The 12,638-nt window shown below is 26.5% G+C and carries 9 protein-coding genes; 4 read left to right on the plus strand and 5 right to left on the minus strand.

From position 1 onward, the window contains the following. Positions 1–365: 365 nt before the first annotated feature. The 4 genes from purK to AB4W73_RS02555 form a co-directional block, all read right to left on the minus strand. Positions 366–1,448, minus strand: a complete 1,083-nt coding sequence (purK, locus tag AB4W73_RS02540; RefSeq protein WP_367680281.1) for a 5-(carboxyamino)imidazole ribonucleotide synthase — start codon at positions 1,446–1,448, stop codon at positions 366–368. Next, positions 1,445–1,969, minus strand: a complete 525-nt coding sequence (gene purE / locus AB4W73_RS02545) for a 5-(carboxyamino)imidazole ribonucleotide mutase (RefSeq protein ID WP_367680282.1) — start codon at positions 1,967–1,969, stop codon at positions 1,445–1,447. Before purE ends, purK begins: the two co-directional genes overlap by 4 nt. Before the next feature lie 224 nt (positions 1,970–2,193). Further along, a complete protein-coding gene (locus tag AB4W73_RS02550) occupies positions 2,194–2,946 on the minus strand; it encodes a UDP-2,3-diacylglucosamine diphosphatase (RefSeq protein WP_367680283.1) in 753 nt (250 codons plus the stop codon). Between the two features lie 928 nt (positions 2,947–3,874). Beyond that, positions 3,875–5,119, minus strand: coding sequence for an aromatic amino acid transport family protein (locus AB4W73_RS02555; protein WP_367680284.1), 1,245 nt, complete (start codon positions 5,117–5,119; stop codon positions 3,875–3,877). A 542-nt stretch (positions 5,120–5,661) separates the two neighbouring features. On the opposite strand from AB4W73_RS02555, the gene AB4W73_RS02560 reads away from it, so the two are divergent. The 4 genes from AB4W73_RS02560 (at position 5,662) to wzz(fepE) (ending at position 10,979) form a co-directional block, all read left to right on the plus strand. Then, positions 5,662–6,618: an NAD-dependent epimerase/dehydratase family protein gene (locus AB4W73_RS02560; RefSeq protein WP_367680285.1), complete on the plus strand. Its 957-nt coding sequence runs from the start codon at positions 5,662–5,664 to the stop codon at positions 6,616–6,618. A 751-nt stretch (positions 6,619–7,369) separates the two neighbouring features. Further along, positions 7,370–8,746, plus strand: a complete 1,377-nt coding sequence (locus AB4W73_RS02565; protein ID WP_367680764.1) for a phosphomannomutase CpsG — start codon at positions 7,370–7,372, stop codon at positions 8,744–8,746. A gap of 38 nt (positions 8,747–8,784) precedes the next feature. Then, a complete protein-coding gene (gene galE, locus AB4W73_RS02570) occupies positions 8,785–9,816 on the plus strand; it encodes a UDP-glucose 4-epimerase GalE (protein ID WP_367680286.1) in 1,032 nt (343 codons plus the stop codon). Between the two features lie 47 nt (positions 9,817–9,863). Then, positions 9,864–10,979, plus strand: a complete 1,116-nt coding sequence (gene wzz(fepE), locus AB4W73_RS02575; protein ID WP_367680287.1) for an LPS O-antigen length regulator Wzz(fepE) — start codon at positions 9,864–9,866, stop codon at positions 10,977–10,979. 352 nt (positions 10,980–11,331) lie between these two features. Here wzz(fepE) and rsmB read toward each other — a convergent pair whose 3' ends face one another. After that, positions 11,332–12,627 carry a 16S rRNA (cytosine(967)-C(5))-methyltransferase RsmB gene (gene rsmB, locus AB4W73_RS02580; protein WP_367680288.1) on the minus strand — a complete coding sequence of 432 codons (1,296 nt, stop codon included), beginning with the start codon at positions 12,625–12,627 and terminating at the stop codon, positions 11,332–11,334. Positions 12,628–12,638 lie beyond the last annotated feature (11 nt).

A 12,638-nucleotide genomic window follows, 5' to 3' on the forward strand; every position in this document is an offset into this window, starting at 1 on the left:
AGCAACACATCAACAATGTTAGCATATTGCATGACTTATTAATAATATAATACATAGGGTTATACCTTTATCTATAATACTTTTAACTCGATAAATAATTTTGGGATATTAAAATATTTTTATAATAGAAGTTATATAAATTAATTACAAAAAATAAAAATTAAGTTACCCTAATATTATATAAAAATAAATTATTTATATCTATACTACATAATAAGCAATGAAGTACTTAAAGAAATACTACTAACTAAACTAAATAATAATAAAAATTATTAAATTATTTTTATAATATTAATTGAAGTTTATGTGATAATACACAGGATTAATAATAATATTTATTAGTTAAATATATCATTTATTTTAAATCATGATCCTAGTATAGATGATAATTTTTGTATTGCCCAATTTATACTATGTTGATATTCGTTTGGTAATAATGGAGCTAACTTTATTAGTGCACTAGAAAGTCGTTTGGTATTAAGGTCTGTCATATTCAAGTGACCTAATTTACGGCCTACCCTTGCTTCTTTTTCATACCAGTGTAAATGTATTAGTGGTAGTGATAACCATGCATAGTTAATAGGAGTGCCAATTAAATTAATCATAACTGATGGACTATTAACTACTGGTTTTGGTAATGGTAAATTAAGAATTGCTCGCAAATGTAATTCAAATTGACTGATAGATGCTCCGTTCTGTGTCCAATGACCACTATTATGAACACGAGGGGCTAATTCATTAACTAATAAGTTATTACCATCAATAAAACATTCCATTGTCATTACACCAATATAATTTAATTTTTTCATAATCATTGATAACATAGTTTCTGCTTTTTGCTGCAACTTCTTACTTAGTTGAGGAATAGTAACGCTAATGCGTAAAATACCTTCTTTATGTAAATTACTAGTTAATGGATAGAATACTAACCTCTCTTTATTGCTACGAGCACCAATTAATGATACCTCAGCAGAAAAATTTATCCCTTGTTCAATAATAGATTTGCCATAAATATCTAGCGGCAGATGGTATTGTTCACCTTGGTTTAAACGCCACTGACCATGACCGTCGTAACCACCAGTTCGACGTTTAACAATGACAAATTGGTTAAATATAGTAAATATCTTTTTATACTGTTCAGTATTTTCTAAAAATAACCAAGGTGCTGTTGGCAATCCAAGATTATCTAGTAATTCTTTTTGTTTCATGCGATCAGCTAAACATGAAAAGATATCACGATTAATAAATGTTTCTTGCTTAGCTAGTTTTCTAGTTAAAATTGTTTCTGGCCAACATTCAATTTCAGTAGTAATAATGCTTTCCTGGTAAGGTATTGTTTCTAGTTTAGCATCTAAACCAATAGGATAGACTTTAATTCCTAAAGATTCACCAGCCTGACGTAGCATACGTCCTAATTGACCATTACCAAGAACGCAAACTGGTTTCATATATTTTCCCTTAAATTCGCATTATTAAGTACTGCTTTAGTTTGTTTATTACGCCATGAGATAAGGTGTTCTGTTATAGATTTATCATGTAATGCTAAAATTTGTGCCGCTAATAATGCAGCGTTAGCTGCTCCTGTTTTACCAATAGCGAGAGTTCCTACAGGAATACCTCGAGGCATCTGCACAATTGAATAAAGACTATCTATACCGTTTAAGATTGTGCTTGGTAATGGAACACCCAATATTGGCACAAGTGTTTTTGCTGCTAACATACCTGGAAGATGAGCTGCACCACCAGCTCCAGCTATAATTACATGCAAACCTACTTCTTTAGCTTTTTCAGCAAAACTAAATAATCTATCTGGTGTACGATGGGCAGAAATAATTTCAATATAAAATGGAATCTTTAGCTCAGTAAGTAAACTAGCGGAATATTGCATTGTAGACCAGTCATTTTTTGAACCCATAATAATGGCAACTTTAGCCTCAACTGGATAAGCTGAGTTAAGATTAGCTAGCATAAATATAAGGCTCCTATTATTTTTAGAATTTATAAATATACTAGTATTGACTAGAACTAATATATTAAGGATATGTATAAAATTTTTATGTTTATTAATTTTTTATTAAAACTATGCTTGAATATTTAATTACTTCCTAATATTTTATATATAAAGTAAACTTCAATTTTTACCTATTTACTTTTTAATATAGTAAAAAAATTTAAAGTAAACTCTTGATTTTATTATAGAGGAAATGGAATTAATTCAACAGTTTCTGCCGTAACTTTAATCATTGAACCTTGCTCATGCCATGAGCCTAATACCGCTCGATGAGCTACTATCTTTGGTAAGATAGTTGTAGATAAATCATTTTTTGGCAACTCAATGGAGTGAATTGCTGGACGATGGGTATGCCCGTGAATCATCCAATTAACATGATTACGTTGTAATATATCAATAACGGTTTGTTGATTTACGTCCATAATAATTTCTGATTTGTCTGTATTACTTTGTTTGCTATGTTGGCATAATTTTGTAGCAATACTTAAACGTATACTTAAAGGTAACCATAGAAATAACTTCTGAATCAATAAATTATGCATTTTACGACGAAAACGTTGATAGTTAATATCATCAGTACAAAGTGCATCCCCATGTAAAAGTAGAATTTTGCGACCATATAGAGTAATGACCTTTTCTTGTGCTAACAAAATCATTCCACTTTCTTTAGCAAAATTTTTTCCAAGTAAAAAATCACGATTCCCATGAATAAAATAACAAGGAATACCTTGTTGTTGTAAAGATCCGAGCGCACTAGCAACTTGTCGGTAAAGAGGATTAGGATCATCATCACCAATCCAAGCTTCAAAAAAATCACCTAAAATATATAGGCTATCAGCATAAATAGCCTCAGACTGTAAAAAACGCATAAAACCAGCAGTAATCGCCGGTTGTTGAATACTAAGGTGTAAATCTGCAATAAAAAGTGTTTTCATCCTCGTAACAGTAATATGCTAAGCTATTATATTATTAATAATAATGTTTTTTCGGATATATTTTAAATTATATTCTATAATTAATTTTTCACACTCTTAATCTTATTCACTATATTCAGACTTTTAACTACTTTTACAAAATATAGTAGCCCTACTATCAGTATATTCTAAATAGTAATTTATAAATTTTTTATCAGCGTTGCTAATAAAAAATTATTTACTACCTAAATATTGATTATTATGGTAAAAACTACATGATCACTTATTTATTAAATAATAATATGTTATTACGTATTATAGTTATTAATAGAAGTAATGATATTATATAATTACTAATATAGTAATTTACTTTAAGAATATTACTACTTTAGCTTAGTTATTTATAATGATTATATTCACATCCTTTCATATCTTAAATAAAAATATTTTTTAATTTTTTTCTTAAAATCCATTTAAAATATTTTTTTGTAAAATATGTAAATATATGAAAACAATATAGATCTAATAATTTATCTAAGCATGATAAATAGTGTTATTCTCAACTAATATTTTAATGATATTATCATAAATTTTTTCTAATTTTAATCATCTTTTCTTTTAATATTTAATTATTTAAGTTAAGTTTTAGTATTAAATTCTCTTTCTTATCCTTTATTTATAAAACTTACTAATAATATAAATAATTTTTTATATATTACCATTTATATTTACAATTTACTTTAAGTTAAGTCAGCGTTTAAATAGGTATTAAACGTAAATTTTTAGCTTTTAATTTATTAATGTAAATATGTAAATATGCAAATATAAGTTAATTGTTAAAATTACATCAATACATAATCTATTTTAATATAATCTAAGTTATATTATATATTTTATATTATTTATTTTATATGATTAATAGATTATTTTAAGCATTATATAATATTAGCTATTTATAAATTGGCAATAGACTTAATGAAGTAGCAATATAAATAGTAACATTAGCTACACCAAAAATAATAATAAAACTAATTATAATTTTACCACCTGGCACTTTATAACTTATTAACGGAAAACGATGGCGACTAACATAAACCATAAGTGCCGGAACAATTACTGCCCAGATAGTAGCTGCTAAACCAGCAAAACCAATTGCATATAAAAAGCCATTAGGAAATAATAAAGCACCTAACGTAGGTGGCACAAAAGTTAATAGTATAATTTTAACTTTTCCCATCCCATAATTAGCAAGTTTAAAAAAATCAGCTATGTAATCAAACAAACCTAGTGATACTCCTAAAAATGAGCTTGCTAGTGCCATATAGGAAAAAGTATTTAACAACTGTTTTGTAACTATGCTACTAGAAACAATATCTATTCTCTTAAGTAAACTACTAATATTACCTCCTTCAAGGATAATTTGCTTAAAGGTTTCACGAGCTATATTACCTTGAATTACACACTGCCATAAAATATAAATTATTAAAGCAATTAGTGTACCGTAAAATAAGCTAAACACTACTGCTTGACTATTTTTTCTATAGTATTTTACTAATCTAGGGATATTGCCATGATAACCAAAAGAGGTTAATAAGTAAGGTAAAGTAGCCAGTGCATATGGTAAATAGCTAGCGCTATGATTACTTTGATTTAAAAGTATTCTAATTTTAATGTTAATGAACATATGACTAATTGATAAAATAAAACTAATTAACATCCCAATGATTAAAATTCTACTTAAATAGTTAACTGTACAAGTAGGTAATAAAATAATAAAAGCTATAATCAAGGCAAAAATAAAACTAACTTCTGTATAATTAATACTTACTAGTTTACTAAACATACTAGTAATAATTGAACCGCTCGTAGAGATATAAGCATACATTAAAATATATAGTACAAAAGTAATAGATAACCCATTAATTAAGCTCCATGTATTACCTAATAGATCTTTTACCATAGTATGAAAACTAGTGCTTATTGGGTAGTTAAGATTTACTTCTAGAATCATTAAACCGGAGATAAACATACATACCCAAGTGTAAATTAGTAATAGTATAGAGCCGCTAAACCATATACCTGAGGTAATAATAGGAATAGAAAACATGCCAATGCCAATAGTAGTACTAATGACAATTATTACACCGCTAAAAACAGATGGCTGTAATGAAGACGATGGTAACATTATTAACATATGCAATTCCTAAACGCTATTTTATAATGATTTTATTTTAGATCAACTTTAGTAAAAATTAAACTTTTATACTATCTATATATTCTATAAATAATAGTTCTATATAATCTAATATTTTCTTAGAAACTCAAGGTTTGTAAATAATAGATATTTTAAGTACGACTTAAATTTTTAAGTACTTTCTTTATTTAGATTTATTTACTTTATTAAATATTTTTATTATTTTTAATATATATTTATTTGTACTAATTAAAGTAATAGGTTTTTCTTTTTTAACATATTTATTATTTTATATTATACATAACTCTTTATTTAAGAGGTTGTTAACAATACTATAATAATCAGTATTAATTTTTAAAGAAGTCTATCCTCTCTAAAATACAACTATAAAGAAAGAAAATTAGTGATTTTATTTAAACATTAATAAATTATCAAAAATAGGTGAAAAGTTGTATCATAAGATAAATTTTATATTAGTAAATATGATGGATCTAAATAAATTTTTAATTAATATATTAAATTTTTAATTATAGGATAAAAAATTGAAAAAAATAGCAATTTTAGGTGGTTCTGGTTTTATTGGTTCTCACTTAAGTCAATATCTAAATAAAATGAATATTGATTTTATTATTCTTGATAAAATTCAAAGCATTCAATTTCCTAAAAAATGGCAATTTGCTGATGTTACCCGACCATTAGAATTGCATAAAACATTATCAGCAGTTGATGTTATTATTAATTTAGCTGCAGAACACCAAGATAATATTGAACCAAAAAGTTTGTATTATGATGTTAATGTTCAAGGTGCTAAAAATATTTGTGCAGTAGCTGAATATTTAAATATTAAGTATATTATTTTTACTTCTTCTGTTGCTATTTATGGTTTTATAGAACATGAAACTGCTGAGGATGGTGCTTATCAACCATTTAATAATTATGGTAAATCAAAATTAGCGGCTGAGCAGGTTTATGATAAGTGGGTCGCAAAAAATGCAAACAGAACATTAGTTATAATACGTCCTACTGTTGTTTTTGGAAAAAATAATCGTGGTAATGTTTATAATTTATTTAAGCAGATTGTTTTTGGTAAATTTTTTATGATAGGAACAGGTAATAATAAAAAATCAATGGCATATATTGATAATATTACTGCGTTTTTGCATTATGTAACTATGTTACCTATTAATCGATATGTATTTAATTATGTCGATAAACCTGATTTTACTATGAATGAATTAACTCAAATCATTTATTATACATTAAATAAAAAAAGAAATAATTTTCACATACCTTATATTATTGGGTTGTTTATAGGTTATTGCTTTGATTTATTAACTAAGATAACAGGAAAGAAATATCCTATTAGTTATATTCGAATTAAAAAATTTTGCGCATGTACACAATTTAAATCTAATAATATTAAACAGTATAATTTTAAAGCACCAGTATCATTAAAAGAGGGAATTATTAAAACTATACATAGTGAATTTATAAAATAAATATAAGTTTTTATAGACTGTAATACTATTAATAGTAATTTAACTTTATAAAAATAAACTCTAATAAAAAAAACTATGATATATACAAAATAGTAATTAATTTTGGTATAGAAAGCATAAATTTAATCTAATAGTTAAATAAATTGCTTAATAAGTAATAAGTATAATACTAAATAGATATGATAGCATTATATATTTTTACTTATTTCCTAGGTTTAAAATTCTATTAAATATAAATTAGATTAAGTCAAAGTACTTTGCAAAAATTAATATGTAATATCATTTTTCTATTTTTCTTATAACTTAATTTAAATATAATTATTATAAATAAAAATTAAATGCGTATACATATAACGTATTATGCTAAACTATATAATAAAATAGAATTTAACTATAATATAGTACGCACAATAGGATATACAATAAGATATACAATAAGATATACAATAAGAATTTATATTAGAGTATAAATAAGCTAAATTTATAGATTACTAAATAATTTTTATTAAATAGCATAATTGTTTTCAATATATTTTTAATAAACTACTTGATCAAAATAGTAATTATAAAAATTTTAAGCAAGTCATTAGACTATATATCCTTCATATTTAAATTACTATAACTTTAGTTATACGTACTAATCTAGGTTATGTGTTCTAATATATTTGAGAACTAGATTAATTACTACTTTACTATAACTCTAGATTTATTAGATATATACTGTCCTATTTACAATTTTAAAAATAATATGATGACAAAATTATCTTGTTTTAAAGCTTATGATATTCGTGGACAGTTAGGTGAAGAATTAAATGAAGATATTGCTTACCGTATTGGTCGTGCTTATGCTGAATTTATTAAACCTAAAGTAGTAGTTGTTGGAAATGATGTTCGTTTGACCAGTAAAAGTCTTAAACTAGCTCTGAGTAGTGGTTTACGGGATGCTGGAGTTAATGTTTTAGATATAGGTCTTGCAGGCACTGAAGAAATTTATTTTGCTACTTTCCATCTTGCAATAGATGGTGGTATTGCGGTAACTGCTAGCCATAATCCTATTAATTATAATGGTATGAAATTAGTAGGTGCAGGAGCTCGTCCTATTAGTAGTAATACTGGTTTATTAGATATTGAACGCTTAGTAAAATTAAATAAATTTTCATCTATTAATTCAATAAACATGGGAAGTTATCGACAGATTTCTATCCTTGATGCTTATATTGATCACTTAATGAGTTATCTTAATCCAGCTCACCTTAAAACCTTAAAATTAGTGATTAATAGTGGTAATGGAGCTGCAGGCCATGTAATTGATGCTTTAGAAAATAGATTTAAGCAATTAAAAATACCTATTACCCTAATTAAAATTCACCATCAACCTGATGGAACTTTCCCTAATGGAATTCCCAATCCACAATTACCAGAATGTCGACAAGATACTAGCAATATAGTACTAGCCCATGGCGCAGATATTGGCATTGCTTTTGATAGTGATTTTGATCGTTGTTTTCTATTTAACCATAGAGGTGAGTTTATTGAAGGATATTATATTGTTGGTTTACTAGCAGAAGTTTTCTTAAAAAAAGAACCCGGTGCTAAGATTGTTTATGATCCACGTTTAAATTGGAATACTATAGAATTAGTTAGGGCCATAGGAGGACAGCCTATAATATCTAAATCAGGTCATGCTTTTATTAAACAGTGTATGCGTAAAGAAAATGCGATCTATGGTGGAGAGATGAGTGCTCATCACTATTTTCGTGATTTTTCTTACTGTGATTCTGGCATGATCCCTTGGTTACTAGTAATAGAATTATTATGTGTTAAAAATAAAACACTTGAACAAGTTATTAAACATCGTATAGCAACTTATCCTATTTCAGGAGAAATTAATTTTAAATTAGTTAACCCTACTATAGCAATGGAATACATCCGTACAGCATATCAGCAGTATGCACTTTATTCTGATGAAATTGATGGTATTAATTTAGAATTTACCGATTGGCGTTTTAATTTACGCAGTTCAAATACCGAACCTGTTGTACGACTCAATGTAGAATCTCGTGCTAATAAAACACTGTTAAATAAAAAAACAAATGAAATATTAGAATTACTAAGACGAATACATTAATCTAATTTTATATTAAATAACAATTAAAAGAGACTAAAATGGTTATTTTAGTTACAGGTGGTACTGGTTATATTGGGTCACATACTGTTTTAAAATTATTAGAACGTGGTGATAATGTAGTTATTATTGATAATTTATCTAATTCATCTGCTGAATCATTATCGCGAATTTTAACTATTACTGGATGTACAGTAACGTTTTATCACGTTGATATTCTAGATAGGAATAGTTTAAAAAATATTTTTTCTCACCATACAATTGATGTTGTTATGCATTTTGCTGGATTAAAATCAGTAGCAGAATCTATTAGCCATCCTATTAAGTATTATCAAAATAACGTAATAGGTTCACTAATTCTACTTAAAGAAATGATTGCTGCAGGAGTAAAAAAATTTATTTTTAGTTCTTCTGCTACTGTTTATGGTAAGCCAAAATCAGTGCCACTAACTGAAAATGCACAAATAGGCATAACAAGTAATCCTTATGGTACATCTAAATTCATGGTAGAACAATTACTTAAAGATTTTTCTTATACTCAATCTGATTATTCGATTATTATATTACGTTATTTTAACCCACTTGGTGCTCATGTTTCTGGTTTAATTGGTGAAGACCCTCGTGGAATACCTAATAATCTTTTACCCTATATTACTCAAGTAGCAACAGGTAAACTTACTAGATTATTAGTATATGGTAATGATTATTCTACTAGAGATGGAACAGGAATCCGTGATTATATTCATGTAATGGATCTTGCTGAAGGTCATCTTAGTGCTTTAGATTATATTACTCAAAACGATACTACTAAAAATCTTAGCTTTAAAGTATATAATTTAGGTACTGGTATTGGAGTTTCTGTTTTTGAAATGATACATACATTTGAAACTATCTCTGGAAAAAAAATTCCTTATGATATTGTTGCTCGTCGCCCTGGAGATATTGCTGAATGTTGGTCAGATACTAAGTTAGCTTATAGAGAATTAGGTTGGCAAGCAAAAAAAAGTTTAGATGACATGATTAGTGATACATGGCGATGGCAGCAAAAAAATCCCCATGGCTATAATAAGTAATAAATCTTTAGTGAAACATAATTAATTAATAATATGGATATCTATTAATGAATAAAGAAATTAAACATAATCAAAGTACTGATATAGAATCAAATAATTATAATTTTTCAACTCTGTCATCATCAAGAGATGAAATTGATTTATTTGATCTTTTTTTAATTATTTTTAAATCTAAAAAAATTATTTTATTAGTAACTTTATTATTCGCTATTATTACAGCTGGAGTTTGTTATTTATTGCCACAAAAATGGACTAGTACAGCAATTATTACCTATGCTACTGATCGACAGTTACAAGTATTAGATAAATTATCTATTGAACTTATGATATTAGGTATCAATATAGGTATTGATTCAAATTATTTACTAGAAATTTTTAAACAAAATTTTGAATCTACTGATTTACGTGAAAAATATTTAATTAACTCTGATTATTTTAAATCAAAAATAAAAAAGAATCCAATAAATAAAATTGAACAACGTATATTAATTGAAAATATCGTAAATAATAATATTCTTTCTAGATCATTTTTAGATAAAAAAGATAAGGATAATAAGCATTATAATTTTTATATCATATCTTATAGTGCTGAAACGCCACAGGACGCTTGTAATTTATTACAAGGATATATTAATTATATTAACTCTGTTGTTAATCAAAATATAGAAATAAAAATTAAACGGGCAGTAGATATAGCAAAATTAAATACAGATAAACAATATAAGTTTGATCTATTAAAAGCTAAAAATAATTTGAATGTTAATATTGAGAAATTAAAAATTGCAATTTCAATTGCTGATGTGGCTGGAGTAAAAAAACCAATAAATGGTAGTAATGTATTTAATGATGACGATACTTTTCCTATTACTATCGGTTCTTATGCTCTCAACAAAAAATTAGAAGCATTACAAGCTATTAGTGATATCACCACTATTAATGCTGATCTTTTAAATTATAAATTACACTTGAATCAATTAAACATATTAACTATTCCTAAACTAGTTGTAATGCCTTTCCAATATTTACAACAAGCCTCTGGTTCAATAAAAAAAAATTCATCAAAAAGTACTTTTATTATTCTTCTTAGTATATTAATGGGATTATTTTGTTCAGTAGGTTATGTTTTAAGTCAGCATATTATTACTAAACGAAAAATTAGTTAATTAAATAATTTATTTCTTTTTTATTATACATTCTAGATAATAGAATAAATTTATTTAAATTATATGCTAATCAATTTTGAGTTATGGCAAAATAGCAATATAAGTAATATTATTTAATCTATTAATAATAAATAAGTGGTTTAATAAATAATTATGTTAGTCTCATTGTATTTAATTATATAACTAACATGTCTATATTTTAGTATTAGTTTTTTATAATATTTGATGATAAGTATCTCATTTATATATCTTATAAATTAAATTTCTCTTTCTTGCTTCAGAAATAATTATTTTTATCTTCTTTATTTTTCGTTCTTAAATAAGATTTCATGGATTAATTTTTTTCTTTCAATTATTTAGTTAATTTAGCACAAAAAAAACCGTCCCCTCCTTCAGGATGAGGTAAATATTGTTTACCAAAGGTGTCTGTTGTTTCAGTTTTTATAAATTGCGCATCTGGATGACGTTGCAAAAATGATATAATTTGCTGTTGATTTTCTTCTGGTAAAATAGAACAGGTAACATAGAGCATTAACCCTCCTTTTTTTAATTTTGGCCAGATAGCATCCATAATCTCTGCCTGTAATCGTGTAAGCTTAACAATATCATTATCTCGACGTAGCCATTTTATATCAGGATGACGACGAATCACGCCAGTAGCAGAACAAGGTGCATCAAATAATATCCGATCAAATATTTGATTACCACACCACGCCTTAGGATTGCGACCATCGCCTATTTTAATTGTAGCTTGTAATTGCAGACGTTGTAGATTTTCTTTAATACACTGTAATCGTTGTTTATTAATATCAATAGCTAATACTTGAGAATTAGGTGCTACTTCAAGAATATGAGTAGTTTTTCCTCCTGGCGCCGCACATAAATCAAGAATTTTCTCACCATTTTGTGGATCAAGCAAGTAAACACACCCTTGTGCTGAGATATCTTGAATAGTAATCCAGCCAAGTGTAAAACCAGGTAGTTTATTAACTGAGCAAGGTGCTATTAAACGAATTGCATCCTTATAGGATGGATGAGCGTATGCCTTAATTCCTACCTGTTGTAATAGTGCTAAATATTTACAACGAGATTGATGAAGCCTGTTTACTCGTAGCCACATGGGTGGTTTTTGATTATTTGCTATTAGGATTTGTTGCCATTGATGTGGATAAGCTAGTTGAATACGGGTTAATAACCAGTTAGGATGTAAATAATAAATCTCATCTTTATTTATTTCTTCTATTTGTTTTAATAATTTAATCTGTTTACGTTGAAATTGACGCAATACACCATTGATTAATTTTTTTAATTTTGGTTGTTTTAGTGTATTTACGGCAGAAACTGTTTCAAATAATGCTGCATGCGCAGGGATTCTTGTATAAATTAACTGATAGATACCAATCATTAGCAAATAATGAAATACACGCTGCTTACCTATCATTGGATGTATCATTAATTGTTGAATATAATATTCAAGTTTAGGTAAAATACGTAATGTACCATAACATAACTCTTGCAATAATGCACGATCTTTAACAGAGATATTTTGTTGTAAGTCTAGCAGTATAGTATTTAATGACTTCCCATGATCTAATACCTGACTAATTACATTAGCAGCAATACTACGCAGATTATAAGTATTTTTCATAGTTAAAAAAA

The organism is Candidatus Fukatsuia anoeciicola (assembly GCF_964059965.1).
Classification (GTDB): domain Bacteria; phylum Pseudomonadota; class Gammaproteobacteria; order Enterobacterales; family Enterobacteriaceae; genus Fukatsuia; species Fukatsuia anoeciicola.